General features: G+C 50.9%; 17 protein-coding genes. 11 read left to right on the plus strand and 6 right to left on the minus strand.

Annotation, left to right across the window (positions count from 1 at the left end):
* Positions 1-125: 125 nt before the first annotated feature.
* The 3 genes from LZP69_RS08050 to LZP69_RS08060 all read left to right on the plus strand — a co-directional run bounded on the left by LZP69_RS08050 (position 126) and on the right by LZP69_RS08060 (position 4045).
* Positions 126-1451, plus strand: coding sequence for a DEAD/DEAH box helicase (locus LZP69_RS08050; protein ID WP_234199740.1), 1326 nt, complete (start codon positions 126-128; stop codon positions 1449-1451).
* Positions 1452-1500: 49 nt separating this feature from the next.
* Positions 1501-2601 carry a CobW family GTP-binding protein gene (locus LZP69_RS08055; RefSeq protein ID WP_234199906.1) on the plus strand — a complete coding sequence of 367 codons (1101 nt, stop codon included), beginning with the start codon at positions 1501-1503 and terminating at the stop codon, positions 2599-2601.
* Positions 2602-2677: 76 nt separating this feature from the next.
* Positions 2678-4045 carry an MATE family efflux transporter gene (locus LZP69_RS08060; protein WP_442800673.1) on the plus strand — a complete coding sequence of 456 codons (1368 nt, stop codon included), beginning with the start codon at positions 2678-2680 and terminating at the stop codon, positions 4043-4045.
* Positions 4046-4101: 56 nt separating this feature from the next.
* Here LZP69_RS08060 and nadK read toward each other — a convergent pair whose 3' ends face one another.
* Positions 4102-4980, minus strand: a complete 879-nt coding sequence (nadK, locus tag LZP69_RS08065) for an NAD(+) kinase (protein WP_234199743.1) — start codon at positions 4978-4980, stop codon at positions 4102-4104.
* Positions 4981-5080: 100 nt separating this feature from the next.
* On the opposite strand from nadK, the gene grpE reads away from it, so the two are divergent.
* A complete protein-coding gene (gene grpE / locus LZP69_RS08070) occupies positions 5081-5713 on the plus strand; it encodes a nucleotide exchange factor GrpE (protein WP_234199745.1) in 633 nt (210 codons plus the stop codon).
* A gap of 154 nt (positions 5714-5867) precedes the next feature.
* On the opposite strand, the gene dxs is transcribed toward grpE, so the two are convergent.
* Genes dxs through xseB form a run of 3 tightly spaced genes read right to left on the minus strand, consistent with a single transcriptional unit; the run spans position 5868 to position 8880 of the window.
* A complete protein-coding gene (gene dxs / locus LZP69_RS08075) occupies positions 5868-7736 on the minus strand; it encodes a 1-deoxy-D-xylulose-5-phosphate synthase (protein ID WP_234199746.1) in 1869 nt (622 codons plus the stop codon).
* A gap of 22 nt (positions 7737-7758) precedes the next feature.
* Positions 7759-8640: a (2E,6E)-farnesyl diphosphate synthase gene (gene ispA / locus LZP69_RS08080; RefSeq protein WP_234199747.1), complete on the minus strand. Its 882-nt coding sequence runs from the start codon at positions 8638-8640 to the stop codon at positions 7759-7761.
* Positions 8641-8880: an exodeoxyribonuclease VII small subunit gene (xseB, locus tag LZP69_RS08085; protein ID WP_234199748.1), complete on the minus strand. Its 240-nt coding sequence runs from the start codon at positions 8878-8880 to the stop codon at positions 8641-8643.
* A gap of 294 nt (positions 8881-9174) precedes the next feature.
* On the opposite strand from xseB, the gene pomA reads away from it, so the two are divergent.
* From pomA to thiI, 3 genes are all read left to right on the plus strand, one after another.
* Complete coding sequence (gene pomA, locus LZP69_RS08090; RefSeq protein WP_234199749.1) at positions 9175-9942, plus strand: flagellar motor protein PomA; 768 nt, start codon at positions 9175-9177, stop codon at positions 9940-9942.
* 3 nt (positions 9943-9945) lie between these two features.
* Positions 9946-10914 carry a flagellar motor protein MotB gene (locus LZP69_RS08095; protein ID WP_234199750.1) on the plus strand — a complete coding sequence of 323 codons (969 nt, stop codon included), beginning with the start codon at positions 9946-9948 and terminating at the stop codon, positions 10912-10914.
* Between the two features lie 205 nt (positions 10915-11119).
* On the plus strand, positions 11120-12574 hold the full coding sequence (gene thiI / locus LZP69_RS08100; protein ID WP_234199752.1) for a tRNA uracil 4-sulfurtransferase ThiI: 1455 nt from the start codon (positions 11120-11122) through the stop codon (positions 12572-12574).
* A gap of 313 nt (positions 12575-12887) precedes the next feature.
* Here the strand turns inward: thiI and LZP69_RS08105 are convergent, their stop codons facing one another.
* Complete coding sequence (locus tag LZP69_RS08105) at positions 12888-13112, minus strand: hypothetical protein (RefSeq protein WP_234199754.1); 225 nt, start codon at positions 13110-13112, stop codon at positions 12888-12890.
* A gap of 179 nt (positions 13113-13291) precedes the next feature.
* Between LZP69_RS08105 and LZP69_RS08110 the strand changes: the two genes are divergently transcribed.
* From LZP69_RS08110 to rlmM, 4 genes are all read left to right on the plus strand, one after another.
* Positions 13292-14203 (plus strand): transcriptional regulator GcvA, encoded by a 912-nt coding sequence (locus LZP69_RS08110; protein ID WP_234199756.1) that lies wholly within the window; start codon positions 13292-13294, stop codon positions 14201-14203.
* Between the two features lie 106 nt (positions 14204-14309).
* A complete protein-coding gene (locus LZP69_RS08115; protein WP_234199907.1) occupies positions 14310-14945 on the plus strand; it encodes an alpha/beta fold hydrolase in 636 nt (211 codons plus the stop codon).
* Positions 14938-15324 (plus strand): DUF423 domain-containing protein, encoded by a 387-nt coding sequence (locus tag LZP69_RS08120; protein ID WP_234199758.1) that lies wholly within the window; start codon positions 14938-14940, stop codon positions 15322-15324. The genes LZP69_RS08115 and LZP69_RS08120 overlap by 8 nt, the downstream gene beginning before the upstream one ends.
* A gap of 90 nt (positions 15325-15414) precedes the next feature.
* On the plus strand, positions 15415-16506 hold the full coding sequence (gene rlmM, locus LZP69_RS08125) for a 23S rRNA (cytidine(2498)-2'-O)-methyltransferase RlmM (RefSeq protein WP_234199760.1): 1092 nt from the start codon (positions 15415-15417) through the stop codon (positions 16504-16506).
* Positions 16507-16705: 199 nt separating this feature from the next.
* Here the strand turns inward: rlmM and mutS are convergent, their stop codons facing one another.
* Positions 16706-19273, minus strand: coding sequence for a DNA mismatch repair protein MutS (mutS, locus tag LZP69_RS08130; protein WP_234199761.1), 2568 nt, complete (start codon positions 19271-19273; stop codon positions 16706-16708).
* Between the last annotated feature and the right edge of the window lie 189 nt (positions 19274-19462).

Below are 19462 nucleotides of genomic sequence, written 5' to 3' on the forward strand. Positions count from 1 at the left end.
GAGCTTAACATATTTTCCCGATTAAGGGGGAGCCGGAAGCGAGGAAGCGGCAAGTAGTAATTATCCTTATCAGGCCGAATTTGCTAGACTTCGCCTTTGCCTAACTCTAACTCATTCGAGCCATTATGAATTTTGATGCCCTCTCGCTGCACCCCCAGCTCCTTCAGGCCACCGCCTTATGTGGTTATACCCAGATGACGCAAGTGCAGCAGCAGGTGATCCCAAAAGCGCTGCAGGGGCAAGACTTGTTGGTGTGTGCCCAAACCGGCACGGGAAAAACCGCGGCCTTCAGCCTGCCGTTTCTGCATCGCCTGTTGAAGCATCAGGCACAGCAGGAGCCTTTGCCGCGGCCACTTAGCGTGCTGGTGTTGACGCCGACCCGTGAGTTGGCAATACAAGTCGGCGAGAGCATTAAAAACTACAGCCAGATGACACAGCTTCGCAGTGTGGCGGTTTATGGCGGAGCGAATATCAATCCCCAGCGAAAAGCCCTGGTCAGAGGCGTGGATATCTTGGTAGCGACCCCAGGCCGACTGTTCGATCTTATAGGCCAGCATGAGCTGGATCTCTCCAGTGTCGAGCAGCTGATCATAGATGAGGCGGATCGTATGTTGGATATGGGCTTTGTGAAAGATATAGAAAGGGTGAAGAGCTTAGTCGCACCAAGGCATTCGACCCAGATGTTCTCCGCCACGTTCAGCGAGCAGATAAAGGCCCTGGCGAGCAAGATGCTCGATACGCCCCAGTGGATAAACATAGAGCCTGAGCTCAGTGGCAGCAAGATAGTGCAGCAGGTTTATCCCGTGGATAAGCGGCGCAAGGCAGAGCTGCTCGCCGAGCTGATAGGCAAGCATAACTGGCAGCAGGTGCTGGTGTTTGTTAGTAGCAAGGAGAGTGCAGAAGCCCTGCATAAAGAGCTTAAACTCGATGGCGTCAACAATGCCGTATTCCACGGGGATAAGACCCAAGGGGCGAGAAACCGCGCCTTGGAGCAGTTTAAATCCGGTGAACTGCGGGTCTTAGTAGCCACAGATGTGGCGGCCAGGGGCATAGATATTGCCGGTCTGCCCTTAGTGGTCAACGTCGAGCTGCCGCTGGAGGCGGAAGATTATGTGCACCGTATTGGCCGCACAGGGCGGGCAGGGCTCGATGGTCACGCCATCAGTTTTGTTGCCCTGAGTGATGAGAAGATGCTGCAGGAGATAGAGAAACTGATTGGCCAGACATTGCCCCGTCATCAGGTGCCGGGTTATGAACTGGGGGCGCCTCTGCCTGAGCGTTACCGTCAACTGGATTTGACCCGTCAGGAAAATGCAGAGGGCGCCCATTCCCGTCACGCCCGCGGCGCTAAGGCAAAATCCGGCCGTCATGGTCATAAGCGCGGCGGCAGCAATAGTGGCGCGAAGAGCAGCTATGCCAGTCGTCGTGCCAATCAATCGCGCCGAGTATGATCTGCTGAAGTGATCTTGTTAAACTGACATTATTAATCGAGTTCAATTGATGATAATTCAAGCGATTCCAACCCATGTGATCACAGGTTTTCTCGGTGTGGGAAAAACCAGTTTCATCAAATATCTGCTAGCCAATAAGCCGCAGGATGAAGTCTGGGCCGTGCTGGTCAACGAGTTCGGCGAGATAGGCATAGATGGGGCGCTGCTGGAATCACAGTCTGGCCCCGCATCTCAGTCCGGTACTAGTTACTCAGGTACAGTGGCGATAAAAGAGGTGGCAGGCGGCTGCATCTGCTGCGCCTCTGGCGTGCCGACTCAAGTGGCGGTTAATCAGCTTATCGCCAAAGCCCGTCCCCAGCGACTGTTTATCGAGCCCACAGGTCTGGGTCACCCTAAGGCGATCATCCAGACCTTAACTCAGTCCCATTTTCGCCAGGTGATTGCGTTAAAATCCACAATTTGCTTAGTGGATGCCCGTAAGCTGGATGATGAGCGTTATCGGGATAATGACACCTTTAATCAGCAGCTCGCCATTGGCGATCTTATCTTGGCGACCAAGAAAGATCTGTCTGAAGAGGTTCAGCTCAACAGGCTCAAAGAGTATCTTGCGCGAAAAGGGATTTGCGCACCTGTGGTGCCCATTAATCTGCTCGATGCCGAGATTGAGTATCAGGGGCTCAGTTTTTACGATTGGCTTGCAAAGACACATTGGCATAAGGCGGCGCAATCACTTAACAATAAGACTCAAGGGCAAAGTGAAGGGCCTAGCCTGTTAACTGCCTCGCTATTTGGGGATGGACGCGAGCAAAACCAGGTGCACACACAGCTTGAGTTCGATGCCCGCGGCGTCTATCGTCGCAGTAATCAGCATGAGGGAATTTATACTGCAGGCTGGGTGTTTGATTACTTTCACGAGTTTGATTTCGATGCTTTGCTCGCCTGGGTGAAGTGGCAAAACTGCTTGCGCCTGAAAGCTGTGATGATCTGCTCAGAGGGGATAGTCGCCATTAATCTGGTGGAGGGTCAGCTCTCCTTGGTAGAGCTTGACGATGCCTTGGACTCGCGTCTGGAGATGATCTGTGAGCAGGCGATTGGCCTCGATGCCATCGAAGCGCAGTTATGCGCCTTGATAGATAATTTGGGTCGTTAAATTGTCACTTTCAATCATTTGCCAGCATCCGTTTGGACGGGTTATTTCAATTATCTGTGAGTTAGCCTAATTGCCTATAAATGTGAGTAATAACGATCAGGCCCTCGCGCTTGAGCCAATCCCCAAACTGGTATGGCGCTACACCATACCCACCATCTTATCTATGCTGGTGACAGGGATATATGTGGCGATAGACGGCATGTTTGTCGGCCACTACCTGGGGGAAGTGGGCTTGGCGGGCATGATGCTGGCCTATCCGGTGGGCGCCGTGCTCTATGCCATAGGCGCACTGCTGGGAATGGGCGGCGCGGCGCTGGTGTCCATCAATCTTGGACGCCAGGATGTGGTGCGTGCTCGGCAGATCTTAGGTAATACTTTTACCCTGTGTCTGCTAGCGGGTGTGCTGTTTGCCATCACAGGCGTGCTTTTTAGTCGAGACATATTGATCTGGCTCGGCGCTGAAGGGGAGGTGCTTCACAGCGCCGATAAATACCTGTTCTGGTATTTTGCCCTTGGGGTGTTTCCTATTCTGGCTATTGCCTTTAGCGCCCTGCTCAGAAACGATGGTCGCCCAGGCTTTGTCACTTATGTGCTTATCTTTAGCGGCTGCTTAAATGCGCTGCTCGACTGGGTGTTTATTGTGGTTTTTCCCTTCGGTCTGGCCGGGGCAGCAATCGCCACCATGATCTGTCAGGGGGTAACAGGGCTCTTGTGTCTGCAGCACTTTTTTACCCAGCGAACTCGGCTGAGGATAGATTGGGCGCAGATGCGCCTTAATCTGGATCACTGCCTGAATATAGTTAAGGTGGGCTTCCCCAGCCTGCTGATGAATCTTTACCTCTCTATTGTGTTAACCCTGCACAATATGGCATTTCTCTGGGTTGGTGGGCCTATCCATGTCGCTGCCTATGGGGTGGTGAGTTATGCCGAGGCGCTATTTTATTTGGTGTTTGAGGGGATAGCATTGGGGACTCAGCCTCTGCTAAGTTTCAATGCCGGCGCTAAGCGATTCGATCGTGTGTTCGAGGTACTGAAAATTGCAGGTTTAATGACACTTGCTACCGCCGGAATTGGCTTGCTGTTTATTTACATAGTGCCCGAGTACCTGGTGTATATCTTCGCTGGGGATAATGCTCAGTTAACGCCGGTTGCCATCGATGGAATGCGCCTCTATTTCTGGGGGCTGCCTTTTGAGGGGCTTATCTTAGTGGGCGCCGCCTTTTTCCAGGCAATCAATCACCCGAGGGAAGCCTCAGTACTGACCGGCAGTAAGTTGCTGTTGATTGCCTTAATTATTTATCTGTTTGCCTGGTTATTTGGGGTGAGCGGGGTTTGGGTATCTCTTGCAAGCTGCAGTATGGTGTTAACTCTCTGGATGCTGCTTCGGATAAAGCGCCTGGCGGGGCAATTGCGTTCTGCTGAGTTTGGTTCCAAGGCGCTGTAATAAAATAAAAAACGCGCTTAATTGATCCGGGGCGCGTTTTTATTGTCCGATTTGAGCTAAAACAGCTTACTGCCCCAGCCCAGTTTGTTTCTCAGCACATGGAAGTAGTTATAGCCCTTAGGATGAATAAGGCGCAAGCGCTCCTGACTTCGGCGGATAATGATCTCATCGCCCGGCAGTACCGGCAGCGCCACGTGACCATCACAACTGACCTCTAAGGTGTCGCCATTATCGGGAGAGACCACAAGTTTAATGGTACAACTTGCATCGACCACTATGGGGCGGCAGGAGAGGGTGTGGGGAAACATGGGCACTAAGATCAAGGCTTCAAGGTTTGGAGTTAAGATGGCGCCGCCCGCCGACAGAGCATAGGCGGTCGAGCCGGTCGGGGTCGAGACTATCATGCCGTCGGCGCGCTGACTGTACATGAACTTGTCATCGATATAGACCTCAAACTCGATCATGTGCGCGATTTTACCTGGGTGCAATACGGTTTCATTCACCGCGGTATTGCTGGACTTGAGCTCGCCGTGACGATGCACTTCCGACTCAAGCAGGAATCTGTGTTCGGTATCAAAATCCCCCTGCAGTACCTTGCCTAAGGCTTCTTCGAAGGTATCTGGGGGAAGGTCGGTTAAGAAGCCGAGATTGCCACGGTTTACGCCGATCACACCTATATCGAATCGGGCCAGCACCCTGGCGGCGCCGAGCATATTACCATCACCGCCAACCACTATGGCCAGATCGCAGGACTCACCAATTTGCAATAGATCGACCGAGCGCACATGGACGCCAATTTCGCTGGCAACCCGCTCCTCGACTAACACTTCATAGCCCTGCATGCTTAACCAGTGATGTAAGCGTTTTAAGGTTTTATTTGTCCCAGTGTGATGGGGTTTGCCAATTAAGCCAATTGTTTTGAACACTTTGGTCATATTTGTCTTTGATCCGTTCCTTAGGGCTTGAAACCTCAAATTTGATCCCCATAATATGCCCAGAGCATGCAGAAACAAAGCATTTTTAGCCGGAGTAATAATGAGCAAAGAATCGAGCAAAGCCCAAGAGCCACAGATTGAAGAGGCGGTAGAAGCCCAGATTGAGGTAGAAACCCAGGATGAGGCGCAAGCAGTAACCTTCGATACCAGTTTGATGGATGAGCTTACTCAAGCTAATTTCCGTGTTGAAGAGCTGGAACAAGCCTTAGCCGCAGCAGAGGCGAAAGTCGCAGAGCAAAAAGACTCTGTAGTACGTGCGGCAGCCGAAGTGGATAATGTGCGTCGCCGCGCTGCCATGGACGTAGAAAAGGCTCATAAGTTTGCCCTGGAAAAGTTCGCCAATGAGCTGTTGCCAGTGATTGACAACATGGAGCGTGCATTGCAAGGCACCAATGCTGAAGATGAAGCCACCAAGGCCGTCTATGAAGGGGTTGAGCTAACCTTAAAGAGTTTTACCAGTGCGGTTGAGAAGTTTGGTTTATCTCAGTTAAATCCTCAGGGAGAGCCATTCAACCCGGATCACCACCAGGCGATCGGCATGCAGCCAAGCGAAGAGTTCCCAGCCAATACAGTGATGATGGTGATGCAGAAAGGTTATCTGCTTAACGAGCGTCTGCTGCGTCCTGCCATGGTGATGGTATCTCAGGGCGGTGGTGTCGATACTCAGGCATAAGCTGCTTTGGCTTAAGTCGGTCTAGCCGGTTTTAGTCGGTTTTAGTCGGTTTAGCCTAGGCATTAACTGCCTGAACACGAAAAGTTGGATGTAAAAAAGGGCCTCATTTGAGGCCCTTTTTTGTACGTTTAAGCGAGTACCGTCAATTAGGCGTTTAGTTAGCCAAATAGGTGCGGATCTGCTCTTCGATGCCAGCGCCATCGAGTTTCAGCTCGGCCAAGATCTCGCCACATTCACCATGCTTGATAAACTCATCCGGCAGGCCAATATTGAGTACAGGCATAGGCAGTTTTAGCTGCTGCAGTAACTCAAGCACGCCAGAGCCCGCGCCGCCCATGATGGCATTTTCTTCGACCGTGACTAACACCTCGTGGGTGCTTGCCAGAGACTTAACAAGCTCGACATCCAAGGGTTTAACGAAGCGCATATCCGCTAGGGTGGCATCCAATGCTTCTGCCGCTTTAGTGGCCGAAGCGAGTGTAGTACCAAAGTTAAGTATGGCTATCTTCTTACCCTGACGTTTGATAAGTCCCTTGCCTATTTCGAGCGCCGTCATCTGTTCGACCTGCTCTGCGCCCGTGGCACTGCCTCTGGGGTAGCGAATGGCGGTTGGGCCCTCGTTATAGCAGTAACCTGTGTAGAGCATCTGGCGGCACTCGTTCTCATCCGAGGGCGCCATGATCACCATATTAGGAATGCTGCGCATATAGCTTAAATCAAACGCGCCTTGGTGGGTCGGGCCATCTGGGCCGACGATACCGCCGCGGTCGATGGCAAAAATCACCGGCAGTTTCTGCAGCGCCACATCGTGGATCAGCTGATCGTAACCGCGCTGCAGGAAGGTGGAGTAGATGGCCAGCACTGGCTTGTAGCCTTCACAGGCAAAACCGGCGGCCAGTGTCACCGCATGCTGCTCGGCAATTGCCGCATCGAAATACTGTTTCGGAAAGCGCTGGGAGAACTCCACCATACCCGAGCCTTCGCGCATGGCTGGGGTGATACCGAGCACTTTCTCATCTTTCTCAGCCATGTCACACAACCAGCGACCAAACACCTGAGAGAAGGTGGGGTTTGATGGCTTGGAGGCCGGCTTAGCAAAGGTGGATGGATCGAACTTGGGCACCGCATGCCAGCCGATAGGATCTTTCTCTGCTGGCTCGTAGCCGCGCCCCTTCTTGGTCATGATATGCAAAATTTGCGGGCCGGAAAGGTTACGCATATTGCGCATGGTTTCCACCAGAGCATCTACATCATGGCCATCGATTGGGCCGATATAGTTAAAACCTAGCTCTTCAAAGAGGGTGCCGGGCACCATCATGCCTTTTAAATGCTCTTCGGTGCGTTTGGCCATCTCTTTGATCACAGGCATCCCTTTTAGGACGCGTTTACTGTTCTCGCGGATCGTGGTGTACAGACGGCCCGACATCAGCTGGGCGAGGTGGTTGTTGAGGGCGCCGACGTTCTCCGAGATAGACATCTCGTTGTCGTTGAGCACCACAAGCATATCGTTATGCAGATCGCCGGCGTGGTTCATCGCCTCAAACACCATGCCGCCAGTCATGGCGCCATCACCAATTACTGCCACCACTTTGCGTCCAGCTTGCTCTTTTTCGGCTGCCACTGCCATCGCCAGCGCCGCGCTGACTGAGGTACCTGAATGGCCGACGCTGAAGGTGTCGTATTCGCTCTCTTCACGCCAGGGGAAAGGGTGTAATCCGCCTTTTTGACGAATGGTGGGCATCTGATCGCGACGACCGGTTAATATTTTATGGGGATAGGCCTGGTGGCCCACATCCCAGATCAAACGGTCAAATGGTGTGTTATACACATAATGTAAGGCGACCGTCAGTTCGACAGTACCTAGGCCCGAGGCAAAATGGCCACTGGAGATCCCGACCGATTGCAGCAGATAACTGCGCAGTTCATCGGCAAGTTTAGGGAGTACGCCCTGAGGAAGCTGTCTGAGTTCGTCCGGGGTATTGGCCTGTGCTAATACAGGGTATTTGGTTATATCCAAGCTCATAGCGAGATTCTTTGGCTCTTTATTATACTCTTCGCTCAATGATGAAACGGGCGAATTGGGCAATTAACTGGCTATTGTATGGTAATTTAGCCAGCGCTGATAGGGCATCATCAATCAAACTTTTTGCTGTCTGCTGGGCACCCGATAACCCCAGTAACTTGGGGTAAGTACTTTTATTTGAATCACAATCCGACCCTTGGGGCTTTCCTAGCTCCTCAGTGCTGGCGATAATATCGAGCACATCGTCCTGCACCTGAAATGCAAGGCCGATCGCGTCAGCAAATTCTAGCAAGAGATCGCGCTCACTATCTGTGATGTTGGCGGCAATGATGGGCAATTGCACCGCGCAGCGTATCAAGGCACCGGTTTTTAATCTGTGCAGACGCTTTAAGGTGTCTAAATCTATCTCTTTATCTGTGGCGTTAAGATCCATTGACTGGCCACCGCACATCCCCTGATAGCCGGAGGCCTGAGCTAATGCTCGCACCATGGCGAGCTGCTGGCGCGCCTTTAGGTTGGGCGTTTCTTTACTGATGATCTCAAAGGCCAGGGTCTGCAGTGCATCGCCGGCTAAAATTGCCGTGGCTTCGTCGAAGGCAATATGCACTGTGGGCTGTCCGCGGCGCAGCGCATCGTCATCCATGGCGGGCAGATCGTCATGGATAAGGGAATAGGCGTGAATACATTCGATTGCGGCGGCGCAGTTATCCAGATGAGCCAAGGGGATATTAAGCATATCGCCGACAGCATAGACAAGAAAAGGGCGGATTCGTTTACCGCCGATAAGGGCGCCGTGTTTCATCGCCGCTTTTAATCTGGGTTCGGTTTCATTCTGGCTGTCGATAAAGTCAGCAAGCTGTTTATCGACACGTTGTTGATATTGGGTTATCGCGTCACTTAGCAATTACTCGCCCTCGGGAAGATAGGGGTGCAAACTGGATTGATCGTTTTCCTGGGTCAGGATAGTGACTTTCTGTTGAGCCTGTTCTAATTTGCCCTGGCTGTTTCTCACCAGGTTAATGCCACGCTCAAACTGTTTGAGGGCATCATCGAGAGAGACGTCGCCCCGTTCAAGGTCGGCAACTATCTGTTCCAGCTCAGATAAAGAGTCTTCAAAAGAGAGATTTTCAGGTTTTTTAGCCACTGTGGTTTTCCCAAAAAATTAGCGACACACAAAGTAGCTTAGTGCACCTTATGGGTCAAATCAGGCTGAAGTATATTTGTGCAATAGCACGCTTTACGCAGGAATTTTTATCATAAAATCGAAATTGTCGCTAAACTTGGGCGCCGTTTGTCCGATAACCCATTAGAACAATCATCATTTTGCTAGTGAGTATACCTTAAAGTCAGCGGCTCGGTGAATCTTATCGTCGCTCGTATCGGGTTTAGGGTAAGATCGGGGCAGATATTGATATAACAACAAGAATGAGGAAGCGTTGTGGATTTAGCAACCTTAATAGGTTTGATTGGCGCCTTTACATTTATCATTGGCGCAATGATAAACAGTGGCGGACTGACCATATTTGCCGATGTCTCTTCAGTGCTCATTGTTATCATAGGCTCACTTTTTGTCGTCATGATGAAATACAATCTACAACAGTTTTTTGGTGCGGTGAAAATTGCAGCCAAGGCCTTTATTTTTAAGCTCGATAAGCCTGATCTGTTAATCGAGCAGTCGGTTGTGATGGCAGACTCGGCCCGTAAAGGGGGCTTTCTCGCTCTCGAAGAAGCCGAGATCAGCAACAGCTTTATGCAAAAAGCCGTGGATATGCTGGTGGATGGCCATGACGGTGAGGTGGTGCGAGAGGCGCTGGAGAAAGATATCGCCCTGACAGAGGAGCGTCACCGCACCGGCATAGGTATCTTCAGGGCGCTTGGAGATGTGGCGCCAGCCATGGGGATGATAGGCACACTAATCGGTCTGGTGGCCATGTTGTCGAATATGGATGACCCCAAATCGATTGGGCCTGCCATGGCCGTCGCCCTGTTAACCACGCTTTATGGTGCCATCATTGCCAACATGGTGGCACTGCCTATCGCCGATAAGCTGACCCTGCGTATGGGGGAGGAGATGCTGAACCGTCATCTCATCATGGATGCGGTATTGGCGATTCAGGATGGTCAGAACCCCAGGGTGATCGAGGGATTTTTGAAAAATTACCTGTCTGAAAAGCAGCGGCAGATAGATACAACGGACGGGGAATAGTCGGTGTCGAGGAAGGTCAGATACGATAGTGCCCCTGGCTCACCTAAATGGTTGTCGACTTTTGCCGATCTGATGTCGCTGCTGATGTGTTTCTTCGTGCTGCTGCTGGCGTTCTCTGAGATGGACGTGATGAAGTTTAAGCAGATCGCCGGCTCGATGAAATATGCCTTCGGGGTGCAGAACAAGGTGGAAGTAAAAGATATTCCAAAGGGCACCTCAGTGATTGCACTTGAGTTTCGTCCCGGTAAGCCCGAGCCCACGCCGATCGAGATCATCAATCAGCAAACCAACGAGATGACAGAGCCGACCATAGATGTGCAGGCCGGTGATGATGACAGTGCGGGCGGGGTGCAGGAGCAAACAGGTAAGCAGCGCGGTGGCGCCTCGACAGCGACGGCTCAGGAGCTGCGTAAAGATGATGCTCAGGCCGAGTCTCAGTCGCAGCAGAGTGAATCGGCACAGGCTCAGCAGACGCAGCAAGCGGCGCAGGAACAGATCAATACTGAACTGAAGAAGATGGCCCAGGCGCTCAATGAGGAGATAGTCGATGGTGCCATTGAGCTTGAGTCCTTAGGCCAGCAGATCATTATTCGTATCCGTGAGAAAGGCTCGTTTGCCTCGGGATCGGGTTTTTTACAGCCTAAGTTTACCCCTGTCATTCGTCGTATCGGTGAACTGCTCAAAGATGTGCCCGGCATAGTCACTGTCTCAGGTCATAGCGATGACATTAAGATCAGCAATGAGCTTTATAGCTCTAACTGGGATCTTTCCAGTAAGCGCGCCGTTGCCGTGGCCCAGGAGCTTATTAAGGTCAAAGGCTTCGATGAGCAGCGCATGAAGGTGGTGGGTATGGCCAGCACAGCCCCTGTTGTGCCCAATGATTCCACAGAGCACAGGGCGCGAAACCGCAGGGTCGAGATAGCCATAGAGCAGGGGAAAGCCAAGGAGTCGAGCGAGATCTCACTGGAGTAACCCGATGTATTAGTTCAAACAAGAGACGGGCCCAGCAACTGGGTCCGTTTCTATTTGGGCTTTCTGTAAGCAGCATATTCTATCTTTGCACTCTCTTTTTATCTTTGCACAGTTTTTCGTTTTTCGACTTTGCTTAACAGGCATTTCTATAGCGATATTGGTATAATGGCAGGATTGCTGTTTAAATTATTCCCTCGGAAGTCCAATGAAATTTATCGTAAAACTGTTTCCCGAAATCATGATGAAGAGCAAACCGGTAAGAATGCGCTTTACCAAGATGCTTGAGACCAATATTCGTAATGTCCTGCGCAAAGTCGATGAAGAAGCCAAAGTGCAACGTCAGTGGGACAAGATCATGGTTAAGGTGCCGGCCGATAAACCTGAGCAGGTGGCGATTTTTGCCGAGCGCCTGGCCTGTATTCCCGGCATCGCCCATGTGCTGCAAGTTAGAGAGAGCACCTTCGAGTCGGTCGATGATATTTACCAGCAGACTCTCGCTCTATATAAGGAGCAGCTGGCAGGAAAGACCTTCTGCGTAAGGGTGCGCCGCACAGGTCAGCATGAGTTTAACTCAATCGAGGTTGAGCGTTATGTGGGCGGCGGTCTGAATCAATTTACCGATGCCACCGGTGTCAGACTGAAAAATCCCGACATGACAGTGAATCTAGAGATAGATAACGACAAGCTCTATCTGGTTGAGAAACGTATTGAGGGGCTGGGTGGCTTCCCTATGGCGACCCAGGAAGATGTGTTATCACTCATTTCCGGCGGTTTCGACTCAGGCGTCTCCAGCTATCAATTTATCAAGCGCGGCTCACGTACCCACTATTGTTTCTTTAACTTAGGTGGCGATCAACATGAGATAGGTGTGAAGCAGGTGGCCTATCATCTGTGGCAAAAGTATGGTGAATCCCACAAGGTGAAATTTATCTCTGTTCCCTTTGACCCTGTAGTTCAGGAGATCTTGGAGAAAATAGATAATGGCCAGATGGGGGTGATCCTCAAACGCTGTATGATGCGCGCCGCCAGTAAAATTGCCGATAAGATGGGCATTCAGGCGCTGGTAACAGGTGAGGCATTGGGTCAGGTGTCCAGCCAGACCTTAACTAACCTGAATGTGATCGACCGCAGTACACAGACGCTGATCCTGCGGCCGCTGATCGTGATGGATAAGCAGGACATTATTAATATCAGCCGCGAGATAGGCACAGAGGATTTTGCAAAATCTATCCCTGAGTATTGCGGCGTGATCTCACAAAAGCCGACAGTGAAAGCCGTTTTGTCTAAGGTGGAGGCTGAAGAAGCCAAGTTTTCGGAAGATTTGATAGAACGTGTGGTTGAAGCCGCTGAAGTTATTGATATTAGGGAGATTGCCTTAAGCATGGATACCAAGATCACAGCAACCGAAACCGTCGATGCCATCAATGGTGGCGACGTGATAGTCGATATTCGTGCCCCGGAAGAGGAGGAGCAGAGCCCGCTGGCGATCGAGGGGGTCGAGGTTAAGGTGATTCCTTTCTTCAAGTTGGCGACTCAGTTTGCCGATCTGGACAAGGACAGAACCTATCTTCTCTACTGCGAACGTGGCGTGATGAGCAAGTTACAGGCGCTTTATCTGCAGGAGCAGGGCTACCATAACGTTAAGGTTTATCGTCCTTAAACACGCCTAGGTTTGGGAGAATGTAAAGAGAGCCCTGAGGTAATCTTTTACATTTGACTGCGGATAACTGATAATTAAGCCTGCTGATATAGCAGGCTTATTTTATCAGATTGATTTTATCAACTTGATTTTACTAGATTGATTTTATTAGATTGAGTTTTATCCGATTTAGCGACTTAATATCGCCTGCACTGACGATATTGTTATAAACTTTCAGTTAAAGTCGTAAGTCGCTAGAGATAAAAAAACCGCATCGGTTGATGCGGTTTCATTGGTTAGCTCGTTTTTTTACTTTGCGAAAGACGTATCGGCTTTATCTGGTAACTTGTACATTCGCTTGGTTGAGTTTAGCTTCCTTGGCAACCAGGATAACATCTATATCCTGACTGAGCTCTTGTTGCAGCTGCTCTATACCCTGCGCCAGCTCTATATTGATGTCTTGATAGAGCTCATCTGTGTCGATAAGGATTTCATCGGCGACAGTAGCAGTAGATGCACTCAGCAGTGCGATAGCAAAAACAGTTTTAAAGTTGATCATTTAAATTCGCCTCCAACGGCAATAAGGGATGTCAGACATTCCCCTTTCACGTCGTAGAGGCTGTCTAACCAAGTCAATTTCGATGGTGCAAATTTAAACAAATAGTAATTTATTTACAAACGATAAAATGTAACAATATCGATTAGAAAAACTAATTAAAATATGAGACAGGGATCACTATGTCGAGACGTTTACCACCATTGAACGCGGTTAAGGCATTCGAAGCAGCAGCAAGGCACCTGAGTTTTACCCGGGCGGCTGAAGAGCTATTTGTGACCCAGGCCGCAGTTAGCCATCAAATTAAAGCTCTGGAAGAATATCTGGGGATAAAACTCTTCCGTCGTAAGAATCGCTCCCTGCTATTGACCGAAGAGGGCCAGGGATACTTTCTCGACATAAAAGATATTTTTATTCAACTGGCCGATGCCACCGATCGACTATTGGCGCGAAGTGCCATAGGCTCCCTGACAGTATGTACTTCACCCAGTTTTGCAATTCAATGGCTTGTGCCGCGACTGGCCAATTTTAGCGAGAATAACCCTGACATAGATGTACGGATCAAGGCCGTGGACGATGAGCATAGCTCCCTGACTGATGATGTGGATGTGGCCATCTATTACGGCGTGGGCAACTGGCCGGGACTGCGTGCCGATAAACTGCGTAACGAAGTGCTCATTCCGGTTTGTTCGCCACTATTACTCCACGGCCCAAAGCCGCTTTCTCAGCCAAGCGATTTGCGTTATCACACACTATTACACGATGCCAGTCGCCACGACTGGCAGGCGTGGTTTAGACAATGTGGAATTAATGATATTAATGTGAACCAGGGTCCAGTTTTTAGTCATTCTTCATTAGTATTACAGGCGGCGGCTCATGGTCAGGGGGTGGCGTTGGGCTACAGCGTATTGGCTCAGCCGGATATTAAGGCGGGCCGTCTTGTGTGTCCCTTCCCCGACGTGCTGGTGAGTAAACACGCCTATTATCTTGTGTGTCAGCAAAATCATGCCGAAGTGGGTAAGATTGCTGCCTTTAGGCAGTGGATGCTGGATATGTTCGAGGAGGAGTCGCGCAGTGAGCTTCTGCCTGGATAATGGGTCAACTCAGGCTCAGAGTGTGACCGCCTCGCTGATTATCGACAGTCCACTGCTGGCTAACGAGCTGCCTGTCAGTGAATGTCTGGTAAATGGCCCGCTTGCGTTGCAGTTATTAGCAGAAGATGACTCAGTAGCGAAACAAGTCGACACGCTTATTCTGCTCGCCCACGGCGCTGGCGCCGATATGCACCATGACTTTATGCAAGATATGGCAAAGTCTCTTGGGGCCCAAGGCCTTAATGTCGTGCGTTTCAATTTCCCCTATATGCGGTGCAACGCCTTGGATGGCAAGCGTCGACCGCCGGATCGCGCGCCTAAACTGCTGTTGGATTTCAAGTTGCACATTACAGATTTAAATGAGCGGTTTCGGCCTAAACGTCTCATCCTGATGGGTAAGTCTATGGGCGGGCGCATGGCGGCCATGTTAGGCCATGATACACAGTTAGATGGCGTTATCTGCTTAGGCTATCCCTTTATTGCGCTTAAAGGGGGTGAGCCCAGACTCGAACCCATTGCACAATGTCATGCGCCCTTATTAGTTATCCAGGGCGAGCGTGATAAATTTGGGGGGAAAGGGCTGGTCGATACCTGGTTAGCGCCATTCAATGCCGAGCTTAAGTGGTTGACCGACGGAGATCATAGTTTTGTCCCAAGAAAGTCGTCAGGGACCACCCAAGCGGCTAATCTTGCTCTGGCAGTGTCTTATAGCGACAATTTTGTAAGGAGTTTACATGCGTAAAGGGTTTTATTTAATTGCGGCCTTGAGTGGTTTTTTGGCGGTGGCGCTGGGCGCTTTTGCTTCCCACGGTTTAAAAAATATCACCTCGCCGGAGATGATAGCCATCTTCAATCTTGGGGTGGAGTATCAGTTCTATCATACCTTTGCGCTAATTGCCGTGGCCTTCAGCGGTCACTGGCTCAAGTCGCGGCTGATCGATTGGGCCGGCTACCTCTTTATCCTTGGGATCGGGCTGTTTTCCGGTTCCCTTTATCTCTATGCCCTGTTTGGCACTAAGTGGACCGGGCCTGTAACGCCAATTGGCGGTGTCTGTTTCCTGCTTGGCTGGTTATTTATTGCGGTAACCGTGTGGCGCAATCGTGTGGTGGAGCTGGATTAGTGCGGGACTAAGATAATCGTATTGTCTCACCAGACAGTGTAGAATGGCGGCCAATTATCATGGTCGCCATTTTTTATTCAGGATATGTCGATGATCAACCTATTTTTATACTGCCGCGCCGGCTACGAGAAAGAGTGTGCCGCTGAGATCCAAGATCGCGCAGCACAACTGAGTATTGGCGGGTTTGTTAAAACCAACAGAAATGATGCCTATGTGATTTTCCAGTGTTTTCAAGCTGGTGACGCGGATCGTCTAGCACAGGAGCTGCCACTGGACTCGCTGATCTTCACCCGGCAGATGTTTGCCGCGACCGAACTGCTTAAATCTTTGCCGGAAAATGATCGGGTCAGTCCCATTGTTGATGCCTTGGCTAAGGTTAGTAAAGCGGGTGAGCTGAGAGTCGAAACCCCAGACACCAATGAGGCAAAAGAGCTGTCGACCTTCTGTCGTAAGTTGACCGTGCCTCTACGCCAGGCGCTCAAGCGCAGCGGACGCTTGCTGGAGAAAGAAAATCCTAAGCGCCCCATTATTCATGTCTGTTTCGTTGGCTCGGGGACGGCTTATGTGGGCTATTCTCTGAGCAATAACAGCTCGCCCCATTTTATGGGGATCCCCAGATTGAAAATGGCCAGCGACGCGCCCAGCCGTTCGACCTTGAAACTGGATGAGGCTTTTATCCACTTTATTCCCAAGCCGGAGCAGGAGACGCGCCTTCGCAGCGGTTTGAACGCGGTTGACCTTGGTGCCTGTCCTGGCGGCTGGACCTATCAGTTGGTGCGCCGCGGCATGTTTGTGGCTGCGGTAGACAATGGCCCCATGGCGCAGAGCCTGATGGATACCGGCCAGGTGAAACACTATGAGGCTGATGGGTTTCGCTTCGAGCCGCCACGTAAGAATATCTACTGGCTGGTGTGCGACATGGTGGAAAAGCCTTCGCGGGTGGCCGAACTTATTGAAGCCTGGGCGATCAACGGCTGGTTTAAAGAGGCGATTTTTAATCTTAAATTGCCGATGAAGAGCCGTTATAAAGAGGTGTCAACCATCTTAGAGACGATGAGAACCATATTGAAAGAGAATGGTATCGAGGAGTTTCAACTCGCCTGTAAGCATCTCTATCATGACAGGGATGAAGTCACAGTCCACCTGTGGCTTAAACCCAGTGTCGGCTGGGGTCACAACTAAGCCACTTATCGATAATGGGCGGCGATTAACCGTTCTCTTTCTAGATAAAAAGATAAGAAGCGATAACCACTCTACCGCTAATGAGTCGTTATCGCTTTTTCTTTGTCGAGATATCTGCTTGTTGAGTTGATTTGCTTGGCGAGTTTGCGCAGATGGAGTCACTCGCTCAAGCATCAAGTAATTTAAGTCAATGTAAGTCTTAACTTAAGGCCTTTAACTCGTAAAGCAGATCCAGTGCCTGTTTGGCTGAGAGCTGGTCGGGATCGATCTGCTTAAGTTTCAGCTGCACGGCAGATGGCTCAGGTTCACTGAAATTGAGCATCTGCTGCCCGGTCATAGGTTGAGGGGCATCATAATCCCGCGACTCAAGATGATGCAACTTATGTTTTGCCGCTTGTACCACCTTGCTGGGGACACCCGCCAGTGCGGCGACCTGCAGGCCATAGCTCTTACTGGCGGCGCCTTCTTGCACTGCATGCATAAAGGCGATAGTGTCGCCGTGCTCCATGGCGTCCAGGTGGACGTTAGCCACATTATTGAGCGTGTCTGCAAGCTGGGTTAACTCAAAATAATGGGTGGCAAACAGCGTCATGGCGTTTAGCTTATTTGCTAAATATTCCGCCGCCGCCCAGGCCAAGGAGAGTCCATCATAGGTGGAGGTACCGCGGCCGATTTCATCCATCAATACCAGACTGTCAGGGGTGGCGTTATGTAAAATGTTGGCGGTTTCTGTCATCTCTACCATAAAGGTTGAACGACCAGAGGCGAGATCGTCGGCGGCACCAATACGGGTAAAAATGCGATCGACTGGGCCTATCACCGCTTTTTGTGCGGGTACAAAACAGCCTATGTGTACCATCAGAGTGATAAGCGCCACCTGGCGCATATAGGTGGATTTACCGCCCATGTTGGGGCCGGTCACGATCAGCATGCGTCTTTGTGGATTAATGGCAACCGGATTGGCAATAAAGGGAGTCTGGCTGACGCGCTCGACCACGGCATGACGGCCCGCTTCGATAAGGATGCCGCTATCGGCGCTTAGCTCGGGTCTGTGGTAGTCCAGCAGCTCGGCACGTTCGGCGAAGTTACTCAGCACGTCCAGTTCGGCGGCGGCGCGGGCAAACTCCTGCAGTTCATGCAGTTTGGGCAGCAGCAGATCGAACAGCTCATCCCATAACTGTTTTTCCAGTGCTAAGGCTTTGCCCTGACTGGAGAGCACCTTCTCTTCATGCTCTTTGAGTTCAGCTATGATGTAGCGCTCAGTATTTTTTAGGGTCTGACGGCGCTGATAACTCATAGGTACTAGGTCGGACTCGCGCCGACTGACCTCAATATAATAGCCATGTACTCTGTTGTAACCCACTTTAAGTGTGGATGCGCCAGTGCGAGCTTTCTCTCTTGCTTCCAGTTGATCTAGGTAATCGCTGGCGCCTTGGCTGAGTCTGCGCCACTCGTCCAGCTCAGGGTTATAACCGGTTTTCAGGACGCCGCCATCACGGATAAGCATGGGAGGATTGTCTACAATAGCGCGGCTTAGTAGGGCATGTTCTTCGGGAAACTCCCCAAGAGAGAGGGCCAGCTCTTTGAGCCTTGTACTCTGGCATGAGGCTAACAGCATCTGAATCTCAGGCAGGCATGAGAGCGCCTGACGCAGACGGGCAAAGTCTCTGGGTCTGGCGTTTCGCAGCGCCAGGCGGGCGGTGATCCGCTCCACATCGCCAAGGGCTTTGAGCATCTCGTGCAGTGGCTCAAAATTGCCAGAATCCAACAGTTCTTCTAATACATCTAAACGTGCCCGAATGTGATGATGATTTCTGAGCGGTTCGTGGATCCAGCGCTGTAACATTCGGCTGCCCATAGGGGTTGCCGTGTTATCCAGCACTGAGGCTAGGGTGTTTTCACTGCCGCCCTGCAGGTTTCGGGTTAGCTCCAGATTACGGCGTGTGGCCGCATCCAAGATGATGCTGTCATATTGATTGAATCGCACTATGGCATTGATATGGGGCAGGGCGGTGCGCTGGGTGTCTTTGACATATTGCATCAGACAGCCCGCCGCCTGTATCGACAGCCGGACATCACCCAGACCAAAACCATAGAGATCTTTGGTGCCAAACTGCTCTAGCAGCAGCCTGTGGCTTGTGTCATAGTCGAACTCCCATTCGGGGCGACGACGTTTGCCGTTGAAATGGTTGATGAGTCCCATCTCAGAGAAATCTTCGCTGTAGAGTAGTTCGGCAGGATTCGTGCGTTGCAGCTCGGCTTCCAGTCCCTCTTTTGTTGTCAGCTCTGTGACCACAAAGCGACCCGATGAGATATCTAAGGTGGCATAACCAAAACCCACTTTGCCATGGTAAACCGCGGCCAGCAGGTTATCCTGACGCTCTTGCAGTAGTGCTTCATCGGTCAAAGTACCAGGCGTGACAATACGAACAATTTTACGCTCTACCGGGCCTTTGGAAGTTGCCGGATCGCCAATCTGTTCACAAATGGCAACAGAGACCCTAAGCTGCACCAGCTTAGCCAGATACCCTTCGACCGCATGGTAGGGGATCCCCGCCATAGGGATCGGATCGCCACCGCTTTTGCCACGGGCCGTCAGCGAGATCCCAAGCAGCTCAGATGCACGCTTGGCATCATCATAGAAGAGCTCATAAAAGTCGCCCATTCGATAAAATAGCAGCATATCTGGGGCTTCGGTTTTTAGCGTCAAATACTGACGCATCATAGGTGTGTGCTTTTCGAGGTTTTGATGATCGACGGCGTTCATGAAGAGACTCAGATATCCTGCTAAATTGCTCGGTAAACTAAATGCCAAGATGGCTAAAAATTGAATCCACAATAGTAGCAATAATTTTGCTTTACGTACTGATTTATCATGGTTAATTGATGAAATTCGAGACGATTGAGAAGGGCTTCTGGTTAAGTTGCTGTTTTTGCATCGATAAAAAATAATTGG

It is taken from the genome of Shewanella sp. AS1 (assembly GCF_021412565.1).
Lineage (GTDB): Bacteria > Pseudomonadota > Gammaproteobacteria > Enterobacterales > Shewanellaceae > Shewanella.